The sequence below is a fragment of the Arthrobacter sp. Z1-15 genome (assembly GCF_054792395.1).
The window spans coordinates 2,098,009-2,121,235 of record NZ_CP096454.1 but is presented as its reverse complement, the minus strand read 5'-3'; the positions used below and the strand labels follow the sequence as shown (position 1 = coordinate 2,121,235).

The following is a 23,227-nucleotide window of genomic DNA, read 5'->3' as shown; positions in this document are numbered from 1 at the left end:
GCATTCTCACCGGGTGCCCAGTGCCAGCGCGCGGTAGGCGTCGAGGGCCTGGTCCGGGCCGCCGTCGTAGGCAATCCTGCCGCCGTCAACCACCAGGACACGCTGCGCATCCGCTGCGAAGTCGAGGTCGTGCGTGGTGTAGATAATCTGCTGGGGGAGTTCAGCGAAGATCCGCCGGAGCCGCGCGGTGTTGCGCAGATCAAGGAGCGTGCTCGGTTCATCGGCAACGAGGATGCCCGGGTCAACGGCCAGGACGGAGGTCAGGGCCATCAGCTGGCGTTCACCGCCGGAAAGGTCATAAATGCTGCGGTCTGCCAGTTCCAGCAGCCCCATGGCCGAGAGCCGGGATTCGGCCGCCGTTCGGCGTTCCTCCCGCGCCCGGACTTTGGCGCGCAGCGACAGCTCGACGTCGTCCCGTCCCGTGGGCATGACCAGCTGGGAGAGCGGATCGGTAAAGACAAAGCCAACCCGCCGCCGGACCCGGCTGCCGTGTTTCGCCGTGTCCAGGCCGTCCACAGTGACTGTTCCGGTATCGGGAAGCAGCAGGCCGTTGAGCAGCCTGAGCAGGGTGGATTTGCCGGAACCGTTGGCACCCACGACTGCTATCCGGGCCTCGGCCAGGTCAAGGGTGAGGCGGTGCAGGATGGGAACGGCCGGGGCCCCCGCAAAGGAGCCGTCCGGCAGCACCGAAACGTCCCGCAACTGGATCAAGGGCATCAGCGGGGCTTTGGCGCCAGGCGCGGAAAGGCTGTCAGGACGCTGACGCCCACTGCAGCGGCCAGCAGGTTCTTCAGGACGTCGCCGGGCCAGAACGCCATATCGGCAGCCAATGCCGCCGGGAATCCAAGCTTTGCGTTGACCATCAGGCCGGTGATGCCCAGCGGGTGGACGACGAGGAAGCTCGTGACCATTGCGGCGGCAAACAGGAGCGGGAAGCGGGCCCGGCGGGTACGCCGCAGGACCAGGCGGGCCAGCAGCCCGACAACAAACGCCGCGGGCAGGAAAGCCAGCAAATATCCGGCGGACGGTCCGGCCAGGACGCCCAGGCCCCCGCGGAACCCGCTGAACACCGGCAGGCCGGCCAGGCCAGCCAGCAGGAACAGGCCCACTGCAGCCGCCCCGCGCGCCGGACCCAGGATAATCCCGGTCAGCATGACAGCGAGCGTCTGCAGCGTGATGGGCACCCCGGGTCCCAGGGGTATGCCCGGGAGGACGGAAAATGCCGCGGTCAGGGCCGCGAAGACCGCAATGAGCGACAAATCCCGGGCAGTCCACCGGCTGTGCTGCCGAGGTGCGCGGCCGGCGGCGGCCGCCGGGGGAGCGGAAGGAGTACTCATCTGGCCTCATTTCATGGAAGTTCTACAAGGGTGAGGCATCTCACCCTGCGGGTGGCGCCACGGTCCCTGCCTGTCAGGGCGGGGGAGCGGGGCTGCTCTGCTCCCGACACTAGCCGGGACCGGCGCTTATTCCTTTGGAGCTTTTCTACAAATCCGCTATGGACGGTAGACTTGAGAGGCTGCTTCCGCAGTTCAGCCTCTACCCCCAACCCCCTCGAAAGGTCCACTGAGTGATTGCCGTATCTAATCTCGAGCTCCGTGCCGGCGCACGTTTGCTCATGGAAGCGGTTTCATTCCGTGTTGACAAAGGCGACAAAATTGGATTGGTGGGCCGCAACGGAGCGGGCAAAACCACCCTTACCAAGGTTCTGGCCGGCGAGGCGCTGCCCGCAAACGGCCATGTGAAGCGCGTCGGGGAAATCGGCTACCTGCCGCAGGATCCGCGCACTCCGGACATGGAGCAGCTGGGCAAGGACCGGATTCTTTCCGCCCGCGGCCTGGACGTGGTCACGGCGCAGCTGAAAAAGTGCCAGGACGAGATGGCCAGCGACGACGAAAAAATCTCGCGCAAGGCCATGAACCGCTATGACCGCCTCGAGGCGGACTTCCTCGCCGCCGGCGGTTATGCCGCCGAATCTGAAGCTGCCACCATCTGTGCGAACCTGGCCCTGCCGGACCGCCTGCTGAACCAGCCGCTGAGCACCCTCTCCGGCGGTCAGCGCCGCCGCGTGGAACTGGCCCGGATCCTCTACTCGGATGCCGAGACGATGCTCCTCGATGAGCCCACCAACCACCTTGATGCCGACTCCATCGCCTGGCTGCGCGAGTTCCTGAAGAACCACACCGGCGGCCTGATCGTGATCAGCCACGATACTGCTCTGCTTGAGGCCACCGTGAACAAGGTCTTCAGCCTGGACGCCAACCGCGCCACGATCGACATCTACAACATGGACTGGAAGCGCTACAAGATCCAGCGCGAGACCGACGAGCGCGCCCGCAAGCGCGAGCGTGCCAACACGGAGAAGAAGGCCGGCATCCTGCTGGCGCAGGCCAACAAGATGAAGGCCCGTGCCTCGGGTGCCTCCGCTGCGCAGAGCATGCTTAAGCGCGTGGACCGGCTCATGGGAGGACTGGACGCCGTCCGTGCAACCGACCGCGTTGCGGCCCTCCGTTTCCCGGATCCGGCACCCTGCGGCAAGACTCCGATGATGGCCGAGGGCCTGAGCAAGAGCTACGGCTCGCTGGAAATCTTCACGGACGTGGACCTGGCGATCGACCGCGGTTCCAAGGTGGTCATCCTGGGCCTGAACGGTGCCGGCAAGACCACGCTGCTGCGCATGCTGGCCGGCGTGGACACGCCGGACACCGGCAAAATCATCCCGGGTTTCGGCCTGAAGGTGGGTTACTACGCCCAGGAGCACGAAACCCTGGACACCGAGCGGACGGTGCTGGAAAACATGCGCTCCTCGGCTCCGGACATGGATGACGCCGAGGTCCGCAGTGTGCTGGGTTCGTTCATGTTCAGCGGCGATGACGTCGAGAAGAAGGCCGGTGTGCTCTCCGGCGGTGAGAAGACCCGCCTGGCCCTGGCGACCATCGTGGCCTCCTCGGCCAACGTCCTGCTTCTCGATGAGCCCACCAACAACCTGGACCCGGCTTCACGCGCGGAGATTCTGGGTGCACTGAGCACCTACTCCGGGGCAGTGGTCATGGTCAGCCACGACGAGGGAGCAGTGGCAGCGTTGAATCCCGAGCGGGTGGTGCTGCTGCCCGACGGCGACGAGGACCACTGGAACGACTCCTATCTGGACCTGGTCACGCTGGCCTAGCGCCCGCACCAGCAACACCCCGGGCCTCCCCGGGGTCCAACGGCGGCCGGACTCACGTTCCGGCCGCCGTTGGCATATCCGGGGGGCTTGTGCGCGGACATGACGCAGCCCGGCGGGGGAGTGTTTGCGCGTTTCCGGGGCGGGCAGCCGGATATGGGGGGAAGGGCAGCTGAGGCTGTCGCCGCGCTCAAGCGGACGGTGTTCAAGCGGACGGTGGACACTGCAGGCCGGTCCGCGGCAGTATCTCAGCGGCTGTCGTCGTCTAACTGAGTTCGGCCGGGACCACACTCCCCTCGTTTACCTCATTCATATCCATTTTTATCCATCGATATAAAGTTTTCCGGATATGACCGCTAGGATGGGTGGCATGCATAGTGCCACCAACCCGTACTCACCCGGCGCCGGCCGTACACCTTTCGCACTGGCCGGCCGAACAGCTTTGACGAATGATTTCGACCTTCTGGTTTCGCGTGCCTCCGCCGGCCGCACGGACCGGGGGATCGTGCTGCACGGCCTGCACGGAGTGGGTAAAACAGTGCTGCTCAACGACTTCCGCCGCCGGGCGGAGGAAGCCGGTTTCCTGGTTGTCTCGCTGGAAGGCAGGGACGCCGATGGCGGCCCCAGGGCTGTCCGGGCAAAGCTGGCCCGCGGGCTGCTGCAGGCAGGGCGCAAGGCGGCGTCCCGCGGCGGTACTGCTGCGCTCACGGCCGCGCTGGGGACCATTTCCTCGTTTGCCGACGGACTGCAGGTCGGCGGCATCGACGTGGGGGTCGGTTCGCGGGCGGGACGCGGAGATTCGGGTGCCTTCGCCGTCGACCTGGAGGAAACGGTGGAGGACACCGCCGTTGCCCTCGGCGGACGGAATTCCGCCCTCGTGATAGTGGTGGACGAGATGCAGAATCTTGACCCGGCGCTGCTTTCGGCGCTTCTGGGCGCCCAGCATCAGGCAGGACAGCGGGACTGGCCTTTCTATCTGGTGGCGGCCGGACTGCCGAACCTCCCGGCGGTCCTCAACCAGTCGCAGCGGTATGCCGAAGGCCTTTTTACCTACCGGAGCGTGGGAGCGCTGGACCGCGAGGATGCGGGTACGGCCCTGACTGCTCCGGCGCGGGAGCAGGGGGTCAGTTATGTTCCGGAGGCTCTGGACCTGCTGCTGAATGCGGCCGGGGGATACCCGTACTTCCTGCAGGAATACGCATCGGCGGCGTGGGAATCCGCTCCCCGCAAACGGATTACTGCGGAGGACGCGCGAGTGGCCGTGGAAATAGGCCGCGCACAGCTGGACCAGGGCTTCTTTCCCATGCGCTGGCGCCGGGCCACCAAGGCCGAGCGGGAATTCCTGCGGCTCATGGCCATGGACGGTGCCGCCGGGTCCGGCACGGCCACGCTGGCCGCCCGCGCCGGCAAGAAGATGACCTCCATGACAATGACGCGCGGATCCCTGATCCGCAAGGGCATCATCTACGCGCCGTCCCTGGGCCAGGTGGCCTTCACTGTGCCCGGCATGGCGGAGTACGTGCGCCGCGTGACCGGCTAGCGGCCGGGGAGAGGGTTCCCGGCGTTCCGGTGTTCCGGTGCGGGCTGATTCGGCCGCGTCCGGCAGGTTGGTATCATCGATACTAAGCAGACTGACAACCATCCCCTGATTGGTGCCCGACCAACAGTAAGGACGTCAATGAAACCAAAACCGACCTCACCTCCGGCACCGCAGGCGACACCTCGGCTGCGGGCTCCGGACAGCGCGCCGGCCTTTCTCCGCGAGGGATACACGTTTATCTCCTCGCGCTGCGACAGGCTCGGTGCCGATTTGTTCCGCACCCGGATCGCGGGCCGCCCCGTTGTGTGTATGCGGGGAGCGGATGCGGCCAGGGTTTTCTACGAAGGGGACAGGTTCACCCGCAGGGGTGCGCTGCCGCCCACTGTGGTGCACCTGCTGCAGGACCGGGGAAGTGTGCAGACCCTCGACGGCGCCGGGCACCGGCACCGCAAGGCAATGTTCCTGGACATCATGAACGAGGCCTCCGTTGCTGAGCTCGTACGCCTTTTTGAGAAGTACTGGCGTCAGCGGTCAGCCGGCTGGCAGGGACGGACCGTGGTCCTGCACCGCGAAGTCCGCATCATCCTCACGGCGGCAGCCTGCGAATGGGCGGTCGGCCTTCCGCTGCAGGAAGCGGAGGTCGAGGCAAGGGCTGCGGAATTTGGGCTGATGGTCGACCAGGCCGGGTCTTTTGGACCGGCCAACTGGTGGGCACAGCTGCGGCGCCGTCGGACGGAGCGGTGGGCCGGGAAGGTTATTTCACGGATCCGGAGCGGAGCAGCCGGCGTGCCGTCAGGTGCGCCCGCCGCAGTCATCGCCGGGCACCGCGAAGCCAACGGAGAGCTGTTGCCCGAGGATGTCGCCGCCGTGGAACTCCTCAACGTGATCCGCCCCGTGGTGGCGGTGGACCGTTTTATTGCCTTCGCCGGCACGGCACTCGTGGAACACCCTGAGTGGCGTGCCCGCTTTGCGGCCGCTGACGCAGCCGCTTCCACGGACCTTGGACCCTTCGCGCAGGAGGTGCGCCGCTACTATCCCTTTTTTCCGGCGGTCGGCGGCGTGGTCCGAAAGGAATTCACCTGGAACAACCACACCTTCACCCCCGGGAACTGGGTCCTGCTGGACATCTACGGCACCAATCACGACGCCGCACTCTGGCCGGACCCTGAAGCGTTCCAGCCCGAACGTTTCCGGACGTGGAACGGGGATCCCAACACACTGATTCCGCAGGGGGGAGGTCAAGCAGCAAACGGACACCGGTGCCCGGGGGAGGGGATAACCCTCGAACTGGTTAAATCCGCCGTCCTGCTGCTGGCGCGCTCCTCCTGGAAAATACCGGCCCAGGATCTGACGATATCCCTGTCCAAGCTGCCGTCGATTCCCCGCAGCGGGCTGCTCCTCACGCCGGCCGGCTCGACGGACGTCCGGCCGTGACCGTGCCGCAGGTTCGGGACCATGCCGATCCGTGGCCTGCCGGCCCGCCCGTCTCACCTCCTGTCCTCGTGGCGCAGTCGTGGTCGGATGCAGTGTTTCTGCACTGGCGGATCCCGGTGTCGACGGCGCAGCGGTACCTGCCGCCGCTGGTTGAACCGGATGTCTTCCTCGGCTCCACCTGGGTGGGGCTGATCGGATTCCGGCTGCATGGAACCAGGCTTGGCGGTGCAGTTCCAGTTCCGTGGATAGGCGACTTTACCGAGGTCAACGTGCGCCTCTACACACGGGGAGCGGACGGTTCACGGGGCGTGCTCTTCGTCTCCCTTGACGCGTCACGCCTCCCGGCCGTCATGGCGGCCCGAACGGCCGGCATCCCCTACGTGTTCTCACGCTGCCGGCCGCGGCGCCGGGGGGACACCTTCGGCTACGACGTCAAGCGCTTCCGCGGTCAGGGACAGTCAACTTTTGAGGTGCAGCCGGACTTTGGCCGCCAGGCTGCGGACCCGCTGTCCCTGGAGCTGACCGCCCGCTTCGGCGCCCATGCCGGAATTGCCGGCCGGACCCTCTTCGTGCCCAACTCTCACCGCCCCTGGCCGCTGCATCCCGCACGCCTTACGTCCTTCGACGACGAGCTGCTGCCTTCCGCCGGGTTTCCGGTCAGCGGCCCGCCCGAGTCGGTCCTCTTTTCACCGGGTGTGCGCACCATCTTCGGCATGCCGCGCACGGTGCGCGGCCCGGAGACCGGGTCCGCGGAAGGCTGAACCTGCCCGCTGCCAGGCGCACCCGCTTTTGAACGCCTCCGGGAGTCTCGGTAGGCTAAAGGTTTTGAGCCTGATTGAGGTTCAGTTTCCGGCACCAAGGACGGCACCGCTATTTCTCCCTTATCTTCCACTCCTTTTCGCCGCAGCCTGACCGTCGGCGTCCTGTCACTGGGCCTGGTGCTCGGCGGGTGCACAGGGCCGCCGGCGGGCACCGGGGGAACGGAGTCACCGGACATTCCGGCCGTGAGCCTGGCTGCGGATACCCCCGCATCGAGAACGGTTTTTGACGGGGGAGCGGAGCAGGCTTCCCTTGCCGCCAGTGCTGCGTTCTTCGAATCCAGCCCCTCTGCGGTGGTGCTGGGTGTTCCTTCTGCCCAGGACCCTGCCGTCACGGCGCTCACCGGGCGGGCTGCCGCGGCTGCTGCCGGACTGGGCATACCGCTCTTGGTGGCGGAGCCCGGCAGTGAAGAACCGGTGGCGGCCGAGCTTGACCGTCTGGGCTCCGAATCCGTAGTCCTGTTCGGCGCCGCACCGGCGGGAGGATGGCAGCAGGCGGTGGGCAATCGGACGCAGGTTCCGGGTCCCGCAGACGCCTCAGGCTTCGCGTCCGCTCTCGGCCTTGACGCGGAAGCCGCCGCTGTCGACGGGCTGGTGGCCGCAATAGCCGCCATGGAGCGCGGGGAGCGGCTGTCCGTTCCCGGCCTGGAGGCTCCCGCGGCTGCTCCGTCCGGCAGTCCTGCACCGTCCGGCAGTGCGTCTCCGTCAGGCAGCGCGTCTCCGTCCGAAAATACCGGCGAGCTGCCCGACTTCGACGCTTCCCCGACCCCGGTCGATGCGGTTGTCCTGACCACCGCGGATCCGGCGTCGGCTGCAGCCGTTGCCACCTCCCGGGCGGCCGGGGCCGAAGTGCACCTGGTCGAAACCGCTGATCCCCGAGCAGACGCGGAAACGATTGAATTCCTGCGCGGCCACCGTGACGACGGAATTTACGCCGTCGGCGCCGCCTTTGGCGGGACGGAGAACTTCCGTGCCCAAACCGCCGTAGCGCTGGACGGCGCCGAGCTGCCCGGCGGCGGGCAAACGGTATTTCCCGGCCGGCGGATGGTGGCCCTCTACGGACATCCGAGCGGCGGAAGCCTGGGAGTGCTGGGGGAGCAGGGGCTGGAGGAGTCCATCCGCCTGGCCCGGGAAACCGCGGCGCAGTACCAGCCCTACAGCGAAGAACCGGTGATCCCGGCCCTGGAGATCATTACCACCGTGGCCAGTTCGGAAGCAGGCGAGGACGGCAACTTCTCCGCCGAAACGCCTGTGGAGGAGCTGCGGCCGTGGGTGGAGGCTGCTCAGGAGGCCGGCGTTTACGTGGTGCTGGACCTGCAGCCGGGCCTGAGTACCTTCCTGGACCAGGCGGTCCGCTACGAGGAGCTGCTGAGGCTCCCGAATGTCGGGCTGGCCCTGGACTCGGAATGGCGCATTGAGCCCGGACAGCGGCACCTGGAGCAGATTGGTTCAGTGGACGCGGCCGAGGTGAACGAGGTCTCGGCCTGGCTGGCAGCCCTGACCCGCGAGCACGTCCTTCCGCAGAAGGTGTTCATGCTCCACCAGTTCAACCTGTCCATGATCCGCAACCGGGACCAGCTGGACGTCAGCCATCCGGAACTGGCCGTGAGCCTGCACGCCGACGGCCACGGAACTCCGGGCGAGAAACTGGACACCTGGAACGTCATGCGAGCCGGACTGCAGCCGGAAATCTGGCCGGGATGGAAGAACTTCCATGATGAGGACACCCCCATGCTGACACCCGAGCAGACGTTTACCCAGGTCAGCCCCAAACCCTGGTTCATCTCCTACCAGTAGGTTCGTTCCCTGCCGCCGGGCGGAAGGCCACGTCCTTGCCGCCCGGGCAACAGAACCGGGCTAGAAACCCTGGGCGTCCAGCAGTGCGTCTTCTTCGTCCTCCTGGGTACTCCCGCGCTTCTTTCGCGGGCGCCGCCGTGACGACGGAGCCGGATGCGCTGCGTACGTTTCGTCGTCGTCATCTTCGTACTCATCGTCGTCGTACCCGTCTTCGGCTGCGAAGCGCCGGGTCTGCGCTTCCTGCCACGCCGCATAGCCGAGTCCGATAAACAGCATGACGCCAAAGGCAAACCACTGCATGGCGTAGGAAAGGTGCGGGCCCTCATCCACCGACGGTTTGGGTGCGGCCTCCGGGACCACATCAGGCTGGGGGTTTTCGCTGGCCATCAGCCCGTAGGCGCCCTGTTCCAGTTTGTAGCCGACGTCGTCCTGGTACGCCGCCAGATCGATGGAGGCCAGCTGGCCCTCCGGTGCGCCCCGCTGCAGGGTGGGCTCCGGGGGTTTGATGCGCGCGACGACGGTGACCTCGCCGCCGGGCGCGGCAGGAACGTTGTCCGGGCGCCCGGCCTCGTCGTTGCCGATGGGCAGCCATCCGCGGTTAATGACGACGGCGGTTCCGTCGGAGAGCTTCAGCGGCACCACCACTTCATAACCGGCCCGTCCGCTCAGCGGGCGGTTGCGGACAATGCGCTGGTTCTCAGTGTCGTAAACGCCGGTCATCTCCACCGGCAGCCATTCCCGGGCCGGGTCGTAGCTCTCGAACAAATCTGCGGCGTCTTCGAACGGGACCGGGTCGGCGTCGTAGTTGTTGACCACATTGCCGATGTCTTCGCGGATGGCATCCCGCCGGTCCATCTGCCACATCCCCAAAGCGGTGCAGGCAGCCGAAAGAACGCAGACCAGGGCGAACCAGCCCAGCCAGCGGCTGGACAAAAGGAAGCGGTACATTACGCGCTCCCTGCGGCGTCCGGGGAGGCGGGCGCTCCGTCCAGCGGAAGCGTCTCCTTCCAGAGATCCCGTGTCTGCAGGTACTCTTCCAGCCAGCCGCGGTGGTCACCGCATGCCAGCCACGTCTTGCGGCGTTCCGGGGTGTGGATCCGCGGGTTGTTCCACAGCAGCCGCCAGGCAGCGGGCTGCCGGCATCCCTTCCGGGAGCACACGGCGGGGGCTCCGGAATCCGGGCCTGACGGCCCGGTTCCGGGGAGGGGCAGGCCGGCGCCGGTGGTCCGGGCCAGCTGATCGAGAAGGTTCATGCTGTGGGTGGTGCCTTATCTTGGTGGTGGCTGTCGGAGGGATAGTCGGGTGCCGGCCGGTCACCGGCAGCGGGTTCATCCTCAATGATCTCCCCGTGCAGCAGCGTGGTCTCCGGCGATTCGCGGTGTTCCTGCGGCCGGGGTGCCTCCAGGACCGGCGCCGGAAGCGTGTCGATCATGGATTCCGAGGCCGTCATGTTGCGGGTATCGGAACCGGCGTTGGCAATAATCACTGCGAAGTAGGGGAGCACGACGGCGCCGGCAATGACGACCCAGAGCATCCACCCGTGGACCACAAACAGGAGTCCCAGGCAGACGATGCGGATGCCCATGGACACCGAGTACTTGATCATGCGTGCGCGCATCTCATCGGTGTGCGCCGTGCGGGCGTCGGTAATCCTGGGGATTGGAGCGCCGCGGCTGGATTCCTTGTTCATCACTCTCCCAAACAGATTTCCCCATTCTCTCACTGGATCCCGTGATGGAGAAGTTTGATCCGGCCTTGGCTAGGATCAAGTTCAACCACCCCACTTCCAGCAAAGGAAATCTGTGCAGAACAACACCACCGCTCCGTCCACCGGCCGCAGTGTCCTGGTTACCGGCGGCAACCGCGGCATCGGCCTGGCCATCGCCCGTGCCTTCCTTGCCAACGGCGACCAGGTAGCAATTACCTACCGCAGCGGGGATGTGCCCGAGGGCGTCCTCGGGGTCAAGGCCGACGTGACCGACATGGCATCGGTTGACGCCGCATTCACCGAGGTGGAGGCAGCCCACGGACCCGTGGAGGTTCTGGTGGCCAACGCCGGCATTACCCGCGACACCCTGCTGCTGCGGATGAGCGAAGACGACTTCACCGATGTGGTGGACACCAACCTCACCGGTGCCTTCCGCGTCATCAAGCGCGCGTCCAAGGGCATGATCAAGCTGCGCCGGGGGCGCGTTGTCCTGATCTCGTCCGTGGTGGGCCTGTACGGCTCTCCGGGCCAGATCAACTACGCAGCGTCCAAGGCGGGCCTGATTGGCATTGCCCGGTCCCTGACCCGGGAACTGGGCTCGCGGAACATCACCGCCAATGTTGTCGCGCCGGGGTTCATCAACACGGACATGACCCTTTCCCTGCCGGAGGAAACGCAGCAGAGCTATCTCGCGTCCATCCCCGCCAAGCGGTTCGCCGAGCCGGAGGAGGTGGCCAACGTCGTGCGCTGGATCGCCGGCCCCGAAGCTGCATACATCTCCGGAGCGGTCATCCCCGTGGACGGCGGACTGGGCATGGGGCACTAGCCCCGAACCCCCCTGAAGCCAACGTCCCCCGGGGAATCCTTGGAGGTTTCCACCACTGTGCGGAGCCCCGGGGGCTGGCAGGATGGGATGAGTTGCGTCAAACGTTGGACACTTCCGACAAGAACTTCACGAAGGAGCACTCATGGGCCTGCTGGACGGCAAAGCCGCCATTGTCACCGGATCCTCACGCGGCATCGGAGCCGAGGTGGCCAAATACCTGGCCGCCGAGGGCGCCGGCGTGGTGGTCAACTACCGGCAGAAGGCCCCGCGGGCCAACAAGGTGGTCACCGGCATCGAAAACGACGGCGGCCGTGCCGTTGCCGTGGGCGCGGACCTGACCTCCGCCGAAGGGCCGGCGGCACTGGTGGCTGCTGCCACGGAGAATTTCGGCGGTCTGGACATCCTGGTGCTGAATGCCTCCGGCGGTATGGAGACCGGCGTCGAGGAGGACTACGCACTGAAGCTCAACCGTGACGCGCAGGTCAACATGCTTGCCGCCGCCCTCGAGGTGATGCCTGCCGGTTCACGCGTGGTGTTTGTCACCAGCCATCAGGCACACTTCATCAACACGGTGCCCACCATGCCCGAATACGAGCCGGTGGCGCGCAGCAAGCGGGCCGGCGAGGACGCACTGCGGGACATGCTGCCGCAGCTCGAGGAGAAGGGCATCACGCTGGTGGTGGTCTCCGGAGACATGATCGAAGGCACCGTTACGGCCACTCTGCTGGACCGGGCGAACCCCGGCGCGATCGAGGCGCGGCGCGTTGAAGCGGGGCGGCTCTACTCCGTACAGGAGTTCGGCGCCGAGGTGGCCCGCATGGCCACCGCCGACGTCCCGTCCGGCCACACCGAATACGTGGGCGGCTCGGACTACCTCGGAGTTGCCCGCTAGCACCGAACGGTGAACCGGCCTAGAGCTGGACGAAGTGCTGCACCACGTCCAGAGCGGGCAGGTTCAGCACAGCATCAGCGGCGGCCTGCACTGCCGGTTTGGCGTTGAACGCCACGCCCAGGGCGGCCGCCGCCAGCATGTCCAGATCATTGGCGCCGTCGCCCACGGCAAGGGTGTGCCGTTCCTCAATGCCCAGGCCCGCCGCCCACTCGCGCAGCGCCCGTGCCTTCGCCGCGCGGTCCACCACCGGACCTTCCACGGTGCCGGTCAGCACCCCGCCGTCGATGCCCAGCAGGTTGGCCCTGGCATGGGTCAGCTGCAGCCGAGCGGCCAGCGGATCGAGGACCTGGCTGAAGCCGCCGGAGACAACCGCCACCGCATGGCCCGCGCTCAGAAACTCCTTCACCAGCGCCTCCGCTCCGTCGGACATCTCGATACGGGCACCGACTTCGCCAATCACGGTTTCCGGCAGCCCCGCCAGCGCCTTGACGCGCTGATGCAGGCTCTGGGTGAAGTCGAGTTCGCCGCGCATTGCTGCCTCGGTTACCGCTGCCACCTCGGCTTCCCGCCCCGCGTGGGCCGCGAGCAGCTCAATGACCTCCTGCTTGATCAGGGTCGAATCCACATCCATGACCAGCAGCTTCCGGCCCGGCTCGAGCAGGGACGGGGGAACGACGGCGGTCTGCGCACCGCCCGCTGCATCCCCCAGCGCCGCTGCGGCCGCGGTGACCGCCATCCGCAGGGTCTGAATATCGCCGTCGTATCCCACCGCCAGTTTGGTCACTGCGTACCCGTCACCGGTGGCGTTCTCCAGTTCCAGGATTCGTCCGCCCACCGTGCCCACCGCCTGCTGGATGGTCGAAAGGTAGGCGTCGGGCAGCTCGCGGCCGTAGCTCACCACGCCGTATTCCGGAACGGCGCCGGCGGGCTCTGACGGGGTACTGGGTTCCGGGGTGTTCTGGGCGGGCATCGCTATCCGTTTCTCAAGGCGGGTTGGAACTGCTGAAACTGCTGGACGAGCTGGAACTGCTGGGGTGCCGGTACGTGCACCGGCGGCGGTCCGGACAGGTAGGGGTCCGGAAGGGCCGCGGCACCGCGTTTAGCCATCGGCCCTTTCTTTAGCCTAATGTCTAGTGCTATGAGTGATGTTCTTGAATTTGCTGCCGTAAGTGTCGTTCGCGGCGGCAAGACCCTGTTGGATGCCGTTGACTGGCAGGTCAAGGAGGGGGAGCGCTGGGTCATCATGGGACCCAACGGCGCCGGCAAGACCACTCTGCTGCAGATCGCCGGCGGACGCATGCACCCTACGCGCGGCGTGGCCGGAATCCTGGAGGAAGTCCTCGGAACCGTTGATGTTTTTGAACTGCGCCCGCGGATCGGCCTGGCCTCCGCCGCCCTCGCCAACCAGATTCCGGAGCACGAAACCGTGCTCAACGTGGTCCTCACCGCGTCCTACGGGATGACGGGCCGCTGGCGGGAAAAGTACGAGAAGCTCGATGAGCGCCGCGCCTTCCACCTGCTCCACGACTGGGGCATGTCCACCTTCATGAACCGCAGTTTTGCCTCCCTCAGCGAGGGCGAACGCAAGCGGGTGCAGATTGCCCGTGCGCTGATGACGGATCCGGAACTGCTGCTGCTGGACGAGCCGGCGGCAGGCCTGGACCTGGCCGGCCGCGAGGACCTGGTGGCCCGCCTCGCAGACCTGGCCCGCGACGAGGAAGCTCCCGCGATGGTCCTGGTGACCCACCACCTGGAGGAAGTTCCTCCGGGCTTCACGCATGCCCTGCTGCTGCGCGACGGCGGAGTGGTGGCTTCCGGACCTATCGAAGGTGTTTTCACCGAGGAGAACCTCAGCGCCGCTTTCGATCTGCCGCTGGACGTGCAGCACGACGGCGGACGCTGGTCCGCCACCGCGCGCCGCTGATTCCTGCCTGACCCAGCGGCCCGGTGGACCTTTTTCATGACGCCCTGGTGTTGGTCGCCGGACTGTGGGCGGGAACCATCAACGCCGTCGTCGGCTCCGGCACGCTGGTAACCTTCCCGGTTCTCGTGGCACTGGGGTATGCCCCGGTGGCCGCCACCATTTCCAACGCCATGGGCCTGATCGCCGGTAACCTGGCCGGATCCTGGGGCTACCGCAGAGAGCTGGCGGGGCTGAAGTCCACGCTGCTGAAACTGCTGCCAGCTTCAATTCTGGGCGGCATCACCGGTGCGGCGCTGCTGCTGCACCTGCCGGAGTCCGTCTTCGGCACGGTGGCCCCGTACCTGATTGTGGCGGCGCTGCTCTTTGTTGTCTTCCAGCCCGCGCTGCAGGCCTGGGTCCGCCGTCGGGCCGAAGCATCAGCACCGGCGCCGGCGGCGGGCGGTCCGGGTCTTCCCGCGGCTCCGGTAAAAGCACCGCGGCGCCAGAGCGTGATCCTGGTCATCCTGATCTACCTGGCCGGCGTCTACGGGGGCTACTTCGTGGCGGCGCAGGGAATCCTGCTGGTGGGGATCCTCGGCATCTTCCTTCACGGCACCATCCAGCACGCCAATGCGATGAAGAACATCCTGGTGCTGGGCGTAAACATCGTTGCCGCCGTGTCCTACCTGATTTTCGCCTACGACCGGATTGTGTGGCCCGTGGTGGCGCTCATCGCGGTGGGCTCGCTGATCGGCGGTTTTGCCGGGGCCGCCCTCGGCCGCAGGCTCTCTCCGGCGGTCCTTCGCGCAGTGATCGTGCTGCTGGGCCTGCTGGCCCTGTGGAATATGGTGTTCTAAGTGACCGTTTACCACCTGAGCACCGCGGCGGACCCGCGCGTCGCCGACTACACCAACCTGACCGACACAGCGCTTCGCCGCCGCCGGGAACCTGCCGAAGGCCTGTACATCGCCGAGTCCTCCAAGGTCCTGCGCCGGGCCCTGGACGCAGGACACCGGCCGCGGTCCTTTTTCCTGGCCGAGAAGTGGCTTCCCGACCTCCAGGACCTGCTGGAGAGGTATCCCGACGTACCCGCCTACGTGGGAACGGCGGATCTGCTGGAAGAGATCACCGGATTCCACCTGCACCGCGGAGCCCTGGCCGCGATGGAGCGGCCGGCACCGCTGGAACTGGCGCCGCTGCTCGCCTCGGCGCGGCGGGTGGCCGTGCTCGAAGACATCGTTGACCACACCAACATCGGCGCCATCTTCCGCTCCGCTGCAGCGTTGCAGGTCGACGCCGTCCTGGTCAGTCCCCGCTGCGCCGACCCCCTGTACCGCAGGGCGATCCGGGTCAGCATGGGAGCCGTCTTCCAGGTGCCCTGGGTGCGCCTGACTGATTGGCCGGGGCAGCTTGGAGCCCTGCGGAGTGCCGGATTTGTCACCGCCGCGCTGGCTTTGGCTGAGGACTCGCTTACGCTGGACGAGCTCAGCGGCCGCCGGGACGAGCGTCTGGCCCTGGTGCTGGGAACCGAAGGTGACGGCTTGGCGGCCGGCACCCTTGCCGCCGTCGACGTCTCCGTCCGGATCCCCATGAGCGCCGGAGTCGACTCGCTGAACGTGGCTGCGGCAAGTGCCGTGGCCTTTTGGGAATGCCGGCCGCGGCCGCACAGCAGCGAATAGTTCCGTTTCCCTTACCCTCGGGCGGCTTTAGTGCAACACTTGCGGCGTCACTGATAATCCTTCGCATTTCGTTCTGGGGTCGCCATGCGTACACGCCACTGCCGGATTTCACCGCTCGGGAGATATCGTGCCGCCGGCTCTTCAACCGGTGGCCGGCGGCTCCCGCTCGTCCCGGCGGCGATGCTGGCCGCAGCACTGATACTGCCGCTGGCGGCATGCGGTCCGACAGCCGAGCAGGTCAGCGCACGCCAAACCGCCCCCGGACCCGCCTCCGCCCCGGCAGCGCCGGCGCCGCGGCCTGCTCCGCCGGCACCCACAGTCCCGGCGGTGCCAACCACTGAACCCGCACCTGCCCCGGAACCGATGAAGGTAGGCGTCAGCGGCAGCCAGGCGGGCATGCCGCAGCCGGTGCAGGACGCCTGCCAGTTCCTGCTGCGGCGGGATCCTGCACCCCTTCCGGCCGACGACGCGGCAGTTTGCGTCCGGGCTGCCATGACGGCGGGCGGCGGAGCGACCCAGACCCTGGAGACAGCATCCAGCTGGCTGCCGCAGGGCACGCACACGGTGGAGTTCACCACCGGGCCGGAGTTCTCCCTGACACTGGCCAATGAGGACCTGAACCTACTGATCACCGCGGGCGCCGGCGGAGGCAGCGTTGACACCGGGGGAGGACGGATCACCGCCCTTCCCGACGGCACCCCGGAACAGGCCTATGCGGCTGTGCTGGCCTCGGCCGCAGAGCTGACCGTGAACCCGGAACGGGTGGCAGCGCTGCTCGGAGGGTCGGCTGCCCTGGAGGTCGACTACGCCGCCGTCCTCAACGGCGCCGTCCGGACCAAAATCAGCGGCATCAGGCCCGACGGCGCCGATACCGATGACATGATGCCCACCGGGGTGACCCTGTGGCTGGACGACTACTACCGCCCTATCCGGCTTGAGCTCACCGGACGCGCCCGGGGGATCACCTCCAGCATCACCGCAGTCAACAGCGGATGGGGACCCCGGCCCTAGGGCAGCTCCCCGGCTTTAACCCGCACCCCGGAATGCGGTATGCTGAATTGCTGATCCCCGAGGAAAGTGCTCAACCGCGAACCACGGGGACATTCCAAGCTTTCAACCACCAGTGCCTGGCAAAATCCAGGCACCAAAAGAAGGTAATACATTGAAGTCTGATACCCACCCCAAATACGGCCCGGTTGTCTTCCGCGATCTCGCGTCCGACACCGCGTTCCTGACCAACTCCACGGCTACGTCGTCCAAGACGATCGAGTGGGAAGACGGCAACACCTACCCCCTCATCGAGGTGGAAATCTCCTCCGCATCGCACCCGTTCTACACGGGCAAGCAGCGCATCATGGACTCCGCCGGCCGTGTCGAGCGCTTCAACGCACGCTTCAAGGGCTTCGGCGCCAAGAAGTAATTCGTTCGCAAAGAACAGCAGAGCTTCTAGACTAGGAAGGCCCGCCCGGACATCCGGGCGGGCCTTTTTACTTGCGGAAAAGGAAACCGAATGAGCAGCAGCACTGAACAGGACAACGGCCGCCGCCACGGCGAGTTCAAGGTGGCCGGCGGGAAGCTGGTGGTGGTGGACCTGGACGTCCGGGACGGGAAGCTGGCCAACGTTTCCCTGAGCGGCGACTTCTTCCTCGAACCCGACGACGCCCTGCTGAACATCAACCAGGCGCTGGAAGGGCTGCCGGAAGATGCGGCAGGGGCGGACATCGCGGCCGCAGTGCGGCAGAACCTGCCCGCCGACGCCGTACTGTTCGGCTTCTCGCCGGAGGCCATCGCCACGGCCGTGCGCCGCGCGCTGGCAAAGGCCACGGGATGGAACGACCACCAGTGGGAAATCATTGGTCCCACGCCGCTCTCCACGCCCATGCACGTGGCAATGGACGAAGTCCTCGCGGAAGAGGTCGGGGCGGGCCGGAGAAACCCCACCCTGCGTTTCTGGGAATGGGAAACCCCCTCCGTGGTCATTGGCAGCTTCCAGTCGCTGCGCAACGAGGTAGATGCACAGGGGGCGCAGAAGCACGGGGTGACGGTGGTACGGCGCATCAGCGGCGGCGGTGCCATGTTCATGGAGCACGGCAACGCCATTACGTACTCCATTTACGTCCCGCAGTCCCTGGTGGACGGACTCAGTTTTGCCGAGTCCTACCCGTTTCTTGACGCCTGGGTGATGGAGTCGCTGGAGAAGCTGGGCATCAAGGCCTGGTACCAGCCGCTGAACGACATCGCCACGGACCAGGGGAAGATCGGCGGTGCCGCCCAGAAACGCTTCAGCAACGGCGGCATGCTGCACCACGTCACCATGTCCTACAACATTGATGCGGACAAGATGCTGGAGGTCCTGCGGATCGGCAAGGAAAAGCTGTCCGACAAGGGCACCACGAGTGCCAAGAAGCGCGTGGATCCGCTGCGCCGCCAGACCGGCCTGACCCGCGAAGAGATCATTTCCACGATGATGGACACCTTCAGTGCGCGGTACGGTGCTGTTCCGGCAGGGATCAGCGACGAGGAGCTGGCCCGCGCCGGAGCCAAGGTGGCGGAGAAATTCGGCACCGCGGAATGGCTCAACCGCGTTCCGTAGCACCTGCGGGTACGACGACGGCGGCGGCGGCAGCGGCGGCGGTGTTGCTGCCGCTGCCGCTTCCGTCGTCCTAGTAGACTGCCCAGCATGGAAAAAAAGTCCCTGACCGCCCTGGTGCGGACCCAGATGCAAATTGCCGGCGGCGCTTCCAGCGGCCGCAGTGCCCAAACCGTTTACGGGGGCCACGAGCACGTGCTCCGGCAGACCCTGATCGCGTTGAATGCCGGCTTCATCCTGGACGAGCACGAGAATCCCGGCGAGGCGACTGTCTTCGTGCTGAAGGGCCGGGTTGCGCTGCTCTCGGAGGGCGACTCCTGGGAGGGCTCGGCGGGAGATCTGCTTATTGTGCCCCAGGCCAGGCACTCCCTGGAGGCCCTGGAGGACTCCGCCGTGCTGCTGACAGTGGCCAAGCGGGACCACTGGCCCTAGCCCCGGCCCCGCTCCCGGACCCTGCTCCCGGGGACCTGCTCCCGGGTAACCGCGGCACGGACACCCGCTCCGGCTGCGGTTACCTGCCGGCTGCCTGGGCCCGCAGTGCCCGCAGCAGCTGGTCCTGCTGCTCGAGGATAATCCTGCGCAGGGCTGCCGGAGCCTCCGGGTTCGCCTCCAGCCAGTCCATGCTGGCAACCAGCACGGGATGGTCCGCCGGCACCATGTGCTCGGGCAGGTCCTGGGCGCCGGGGAACAGGCCCGCAACAACGCGGCTGGCCAGCTCTATGCTGCGCGACCTCCACACCAGGGTCAGGGACGCGAAGTAGTCGGCGGAGAACACGGACAGCAGCTCGTGGCTGCCGATCGAGAACCCCTCGATGGTTGCTGACAGGAGCTGGTTGGACAGCTCATCCGAATGGACGGCATCCTGCCAGGCCGCCGCCTTGACGGCCGGATCCGGGAAGGCTGCTGCTGCGGTGGTGAAACCCACGCGCCCGGATGCGGTGGGGTCCAGCTCCAGCTCTGCTTCCAGTTCCGCCCGTGAGGCGTTTGACGTAGCTGCCAGTGCCTGCCAGAGCAGCCAGCGCAGGTCCGAGTCGACAGCGAGCCCGGGAACCTCCGCGGTCCCGTCCAGCAGGCCGCGCAGCAGCGGGGTCTGGGACGTGCTGCGGCGGCCCAGGGCTGCGGCGCTGCGCGCCCAAATCAGCTGCCGGTCACTTCCGGGCTCGGCAGCGTACAGCTGCTCGACCACCAGCGAGTACAGGGCCTCGCGCAGGGCGCCGCGGCGTTCAGCCGGGGCAAAGCGTTCCACGGCGAAGCGGGCGTTGTCGAGCAGAAGCTGCAGCACGCCGGCGCCGGTTTCGCAGGGGGCGGCATGCACAATGAGCCGGATGTAGTCCTGCGCGCTGAGGGCGCCGTCGCGGACGAGGTTCCACAGCGCGGAGAAGCACACTGCCCGGGCCAGCGGGTCGGGAATCCGGCCCACGTGGTGGAGCAGGGTCTGCAGGGAATCGTTGTCGAAGCGGATCTTGGCGTAGGTCAGGTCCTCGTCGTTCAGGAGCAGCAGTGCGGGGCGCTGCATTCCCGTCAGCTCGGGGATCGGGGTGCGGGGCCCGGCGACGTCGACCTCCACGCTTCCGGTCCGCACGAGCGCTCCGGAGCTGTCGGGGTTGTACAGCCCGATCCGCAGCCGGTGCGGACGCGGCACCTGCGCTCCGCTGACCGGGTCCGGGGCGTCCTGGACAACCGTGACCGAGGTGAAGACGCCGTCGTCGTCCGTTTCGACCAGCGGGGTCAGGGTGGGGACGCCGGCGGTCTCCAGCCACAGCCGGGACCACACACCCATGTCCCGCCCCGACGCCGAAGTCAGGGCGTTGAGGAGGTCCGCGAGGGTGGTGTTGCCGTAGGCATGGTCGCGGAAGTACCCGCGCGCCGCTTCAATAAAGGCATCGAAGCCCACATAGGCGACCAATTGTTTGAGCACCGAGGCGCCCTTGGCATAGGTGATGCCGTCGAAGTTCTGCTTGGCAGCTTCCAGATCGGTGATGTCAGCGACGATCGGATGCGTGGTGGGGAGCTGGTCCTGGACATACGCCCAGGCCTTGCGGCGGTTCGCGAAGGAGACCCAGGAGTTGGTGAAGTCCGTGGCGTTGTCCACGGCCAGGGCGCCCATGTAGTCGGCAAAGGATTCCTTCAGCCACAGGTCATCCCACCATGCCATGGTGACCAGGTCGCCGAACCACATATGCGCCATTTCGTGCAGGATGGTATTGGCCCGGGCTTCGTACTGTGCCTCGGTGGCCTTGGACCGGAACACGTAGGCCTCGGTAAAGGTGACCAGACCGGGATTCTCCATCGCACCGAGGTTGTACTCAGGGACAAAGGCGGAATCGTACTTGCCGAAGGGGTACGGGTACGCAAACAGTCCGTGGAAGTAGTCCAGCCCCCGTTTGGTGATGTCGAAGATGTTCTGCGGATCGAAGTACCGGGCCATCGAGGCACGGCAGTAGGCGCCGAGCGGGATCTCCAGGACTGAGCCGTCATCCATCGTTCCGGACCAGGCGTCGGCCGCTTTGTAGTAGGGTCCGGCCAGCACAGTGGTGATGTAGGTGGAGATGCGCTGCGTGGGGGCGAAGTCCCAGCGGCTCAGTCCGTCCGCAAGTTCCGTTCGGTTGGTTTCCACTGCGTTGGAGGCGACTTCCCAGCCCGACGGCGCGGTGACGTGGAACGTGAAGGCGGCTTTGAGGTCCGGCTGCTCAAAGTTCGCGAAGACCCGCCGCGCGTCGGCGGGCTCGTACTGCGTGTACAGATAGGTGCGCGAATCCGCCGGATCCGTGAAACGGTGCATTCCCTCGCCGCTGCGGCTGTACAGGGCGGTGCCGTCCACCGTGACGACGTTGACGAGGTCCAGGTCCGGAAGGTGGATGCGGGAACCGTCCACGGCACTGTCCAGCGGCAGTTCCCTGCCGTTCAGGACCACTGACGACACGCCGCCGTGGATGAAGTCCAGGAAGGTCTCGGCTCCGGCCTCGGTGCAGCTGAACCCGATGGTGCTGCGGGACCGGAATCCCGCAGCGTCCGGGTCTTCGGCGGTTCTCAGATCGAGCTCGACGTCGTAGGCGTCAACGGAGATGAGGGCTGAGCGGGCGGCGGCTTCAACACGGCGCAGATTCTGGTTCGACACTCCCTCATTCAATCACCTTCCGCCGCCGGCCGGGCCCGAAGTGCAAGGCCGGCAGGAACCTGTCCAGGAGTGCCTGGAGGGAAAGGGAGGCCAGCAGGATGAAATACGGCGTGTACAGATACAGGAACCGCGCGCGGGCTTCGGACAGCAGGAGAAAAAGCAGCAGTCCGAGCAGTGCAATGCGCAGGGCCGAGACTTCCGGGAGCATCAGGCGGGGAGTGCGCAGCACCAGCGGCACTGCCGCCAGCGCCAGCACTGTAAACCAGGCTCCCTGCCAGAGCGAGAGCAGCCAGGGGAAACCCGGGCGATTGTTGCCGAAGATGTCCTGGATGAACCGGTCGGCGGGATCCGTCGAGACGAAGTCGCTTCCCGTCCGCCGCCCCTCGCCCCAGGAGTAGAAGGACCCATCCCCTGTGATCCACAGCAGCTTGTGGTTCAGGAACGAGATGTAGCCGCCGGGTCCCATGGCGGACACCCGTTGGCCGTAGGCATCCAGGCCCTGTTGGAACTTCTCCTCGGGATCGGTGACGTTGACTGTACTTTGCAAATCGTCTTCGTTGTAGCGACCATACACCGGTCCATGTGGGCCCGGCGCGCTCTGGGCCCCGACTTTCAGGAAGTGCGTCGGAGGCATGGCCGCCGGGTTGTTGGCGACATCGAACCCAACGGCCGGAGTCTGCCGCTCGAAGTACCCGATCATCCGGTGGCCGGCGAAGAAACTTCCCCCCACCACGGCTATACCGAGCAGCAGGACACCGGCACCCTGTCCCCGGCGCCGCAGCTTCGGGGAGCAGACGGCTGTCCCCGCTGCGGCTAGCAGACAGATCAGGACAGTCGGTTTGATTCCGTAGCCTACCGCTCCCGCCGCCCCGGCCAGCACCCACAGGGGAATTCGGACGGCCAGCCTCTGGGTGCGCTGTGCTGCGAGCAGCAGGCACAGGATCAGGACCGGAAACATCAGGCCGACGGTGTCTGAATACAGCACGCCAAGCCACGGTGAGATCAGGATAAAAATGGTGCAGGGCAGCAGCGTGAGGGCAGCCATGGTCCGTCCGCCGATCATTCGGCCCGCTGCATAGGTCAGTGCTATCCCGAGAAATAGAACGATGGCATTCAGAAGGGCAGCGGCCTGTTCCAAGTTGGTCACTCCGAGCGAGAGGGCCAACTTGAAGTAGATGGACAGCAGCAATGTCAGAAGGATGTTGTTCGTATTCAGGGAAAAGTAGGCGGAATCTATTTCGGTTTGGGTTCCGAGGGCCAACCCCGTTGCGGACATGAATATCGCGTGTGAGTCCCAGTCAGCCGGCAGCCGGACGGCATAGGCCAGGCGCAGGTGGGCCGTGAACAGCAGGACCCACAGTCCCGCGGAGCCCAGCCCGGTGAGCAGGCGATGCCGGAGCAAAAAGGGCCCGGCTTTCCGCAGACCGAGGTAGAAGGCCGCCATCAGTGCCAGTACGACCGCGCATGCGGCGAGCGCCCACACCGTTTCGTAGCGGGAGTGGCCAAAATGCGGAAAGAGGACGTTGCCCAGCAAGGACCAGAGTGCTGCGCCGCAGAACACCAGCCCCGTACCGGTCACCAGCAAACGGTAGGTACGTGCACCGGACGAGGCGCGGGCTGATCCGTCTGTGTCGGTTTCCGCCCGCCCCGATCCCCCTCCATAAACCTGGCGTTGATGCATCGGCTCATCCCGTCCTTCGAAGGCAGGAGACAGTTACAGAGGCAGAGGGCCACGACAAGCAGGGCCGGGGCCGGGCGT

The 23,227-nt window shown here is 66.5% G+C and carries 22 protein-coding genes; 14 read left to right on the top strand and 8 right to left on the bottom strand.

Annotated elements, in window-relative coordinates:
- Positions 1-6: 6 nt before the first annotated feature.
- On the bottom strand, positions 7-717 hold the full coding sequence (locus M1D40_RS09725; RefSeq protein WP_461168691.1) for an energy-coupling factor ABC transporter ATP-binding protein: 711 nt from the start codon (positions 715-717) through the stop codon (positions 7-9).
- Positions 717-1,337 (bottom strand): biotin transporter BioY, encoded by a 621-nt coding sequence (locus tag M1D40_RS09720; protein WP_461168690.1) that lies wholly within the window; start codon positions 1,335-1,337, stop codon positions 717-719. The genes M1D40_RS09725 and M1D40_RS09720 overlap by 1 nt, the downstream gene beginning before the upstream one ends.
- A 230-nt stretch (positions 1,338-1,567) precedes the next feature.
- On the opposite strand from M1D40_RS09720, the gene M1D40_RS09715 reads away from it, so the two are divergent.
- From M1D40_RS09715 to M1D40_RS09695, 5 genes are all read left to right on the top strand, one after another.
- Positions 1,568-3,166 carry an ABC-F family ATP-binding cassette domain-containing protein gene (locus tag M1D40_RS09715; RefSeq protein ID WP_341395952.1) on the top strand — a complete coding sequence of 533 codons (1,599 nt, stop codon included), beginning with the start codon at positions 1,568-1,570 and terminating at the stop codon, positions 3,164-3,166.
- 367 nt (positions 3,167-3,533) lie between these two features.
- Positions 3,534-4,703: an ATP-binding protein gene (locus M1D40_RS09710; RefSeq protein WP_461168689.1), complete on the top strand. Its 1,170-nt coding sequence runs from the start codon at positions 3,534-3,536 to the stop codon at positions 4,701-4,703.
- 138 nt (positions 4,704-4,841) lie between these two features.
- Positions 4,842-6,137 carry a cytochrome P450 gene (locus M1D40_RS09705; RefSeq protein WP_461168688.1) on the top strand — a complete coding sequence of 432 codons (1,296 nt, stop codon included), beginning with the start codon at positions 4,842-4,844 and terminating at the stop codon, positions 6,135-6,137.
- A complete protein-coding gene (locus M1D40_RS09700) occupies positions 6,134-6,898 on the top strand; it encodes a YqjF family protein (RefSeq protein WP_461168687.1) in 765 nt (254 codons plus the stop codon). Before M1D40_RS09705 ends, M1D40_RS09700 begins: the two co-directional genes overlap by 4 nt.
- Positions 6,899-7,141: 243 nt before the next feature.
- Positions 7,142-8,752 carry a hypothetical protein gene (locus M1D40_RS09695; RefSeq protein ID WP_461168686.1) on the top strand — a complete coding sequence of 537 codons (1,611 nt, stop codon included), beginning with the start codon at positions 7,142-7,144 and terminating at the stop codon, positions 8,750-8,752.
- A gap of 60 nt (positions 8,753-8,812) precedes the next feature.
- Here the strand turns inward: M1D40_RS09695 and M1D40_RS09690 are convergent, their stop codons facing one another.
- From M1D40_RS09690 to M1D40_RS09680, 3 genes are read right to left on the bottom strand one after another with little or no spacing between them, the layout of a single operon-like run.
- A complete protein-coding gene (locus M1D40_RS09690; RefSeq protein ID WP_461168685.1) occupies positions 8,813-9,700 on the bottom strand; it encodes an SURF1 family cytochrome oxidase biogenesis protein in 888 nt (295 codons plus the stop codon).
- The gene (locus tag M1D40_RS09685) at positions 9,700-10,005 is read right to left on the bottom strand and encodes a hypothetical protein (protein WP_341393179.1); all 306 of its coding nucleotides are present in this window, start codon (positions 10,003-10,005) and stop codon (positions 9,700-9,702) included. The genes M1D40_RS09690 and M1D40_RS09685 overlap by 1 nt, the downstream gene beginning before the upstream one ends.
- Positions 10,002-10,442 (bottom strand): DUF3099 domain-containing protein, encoded by a 441-nt coding sequence (locus M1D40_RS09680; protein ID WP_341393178.1) that lies wholly within the window; start codon positions 10,440-10,442, stop codon positions 10,002-10,004. Before M1D40_RS09680 ends, M1D40_RS09685 begins: the two co-directional genes overlap by 4 nt.
- Positions 10,443-10,554: 112 nt before the next feature.
- On the opposite strand from M1D40_RS09680, the gene fabG reads away from it, so the two are divergent.
- Positions 10,555-11,286 (top strand): 3-oxoacyl-ACP reductase FabG, encoded by a 732-nt coding sequence (gene fabG / locus M1D40_RS09675; protein ID WP_461168684.1) that lies wholly within the window; start codon positions 10,555-10,557, stop codon positions 11,284-11,286.
- A gap of 142 nt (positions 11,287-11,428) precedes the next feature.
- Complete coding sequence (locus M1D40_RS09670; protein ID WP_341393176.1) at positions 11,429-12,178, top strand: SDR family oxidoreductase; 750 nt, start codon at positions 11,429-11,431, stop codon at positions 12,176-12,178.
- Positions 12,179-12,197: 19 nt separating this feature from the next.
- Here the strand turns inward: M1D40_RS09670 and serB are convergent, their stop codons facing one another.
- The gene (gene serB, locus M1D40_RS09665; RefSeq protein ID WP_461168683.1) at positions 12,198-13,148 is read right to left on the bottom strand and encodes a phosphoserine phosphatase SerB; all 951 of its coding nucleotides are present in this window, start codon (positions 13,146-13,148) and stop codon (positions 12,198-12,200) included.
- A 168-nt stretch (positions 13,149-13,316) separates the two neighbouring features.
- Between serB and M1D40_RS09660 the strand changes: the two genes are divergently transcribed.
- The 7 genes from M1D40_RS09660 to M1D40_RS09630 all read left to right on the top strand — a co-directional run bounded on the left by M1D40_RS09660 (position 13,317) and on the right by M1D40_RS09630 (position 18,782).
- Positions 13,317-14,102 carry an ABC transporter ATP-binding protein gene (locus M1D40_RS09660; protein WP_341393174.1) on the top strand — a complete coding sequence of 262 codons (786 nt, stop codon included), beginning with the start codon at positions 13,317-13,319 and terminating at the stop codon, positions 14,100-14,102.
- Positions 14,103-14,125: 23 nt separating this feature from the next.
- Positions 14,126-14,938, top strand: coding sequence for a sulfite exporter TauE/SafE family protein (locus tag M1D40_RS09655; RefSeq protein ID WP_341393173.1), 813 nt, complete (start codon positions 14,126-14,128; stop codon positions 14,936-14,938).
- Positions 14,939-15,760, top strand: a complete 822-nt coding sequence (locus M1D40_RS09650) for a TrmH family RNA methyltransferase (protein WP_341393172.1) — start codon at positions 14,939-14,941, stop codon at positions 15,758-15,760.
- Positions 15,761-16,087: 327 nt separating this feature from the next.
- Entirely contained in the window at positions 16,088-16,771 is a 684-nt protein-coding gene (locus M1D40_RS09645) for a hypothetical protein (RefSeq protein WP_341393171.1), read from the top strand.
- A gap of 151 nt (positions 16,772-16,922) precedes the next feature.
- A complete protein-coding gene (locus tag M1D40_RS09640) occupies positions 16,923-17,180 on the top strand; it encodes a type B 50S ribosomal protein L31 (RefSeq protein ID WP_341393170.1) in 258 nt (85 codons plus the stop codon).
- A 90-nt stretch (positions 17,181-17,270) separates the two neighbouring features.
- Positions 17,271-18,353: a lipoate--protein ligase family protein gene (locus M1D40_RS09635; protein WP_461168682.1), complete on the top strand. Its 1,083-nt coding sequence runs from the start codon at positions 17,271-17,273 to the stop codon at positions 18,351-18,353.
- Positions 18,354-18,440: 87 nt separating this feature from the next.
- Positions 18,441-18,782, top strand: a complete 342-nt coding sequence (locus tag M1D40_RS09630; RefSeq protein WP_341393168.1) for a cupin domain-containing protein — start codon at positions 18,441-18,443, stop codon at positions 18,780-18,782.
- Positions 18,783-18,861: 79 nt separating this feature from the next.
- Here M1D40_RS09630 and pepN read toward each other — a convergent pair whose 3' ends face one another.
- Entirely contained in the window at positions 18,862-21,468 is a 2,607-nt protein-coding gene (gene pepN, locus M1D40_RS09625) for an aminopeptidase N (protein ID WP_461168681.1), read from the bottom strand.
- Positions 21,469-21,472: 4 nt separating this feature from the next.
- Positions 21,473-23,149 carry a hypothetical protein gene (locus M1D40_RS09620; protein ID WP_461168680.1) on the bottom strand — a complete coding sequence of 559 codons (1,677 nt, stop codon included), beginning with the start codon at positions 23,147-23,149 and terminating at the stop codon, positions 21,473-21,475.
- Positions 23,150-23,227: the final 78 nt, after the last annotated feature.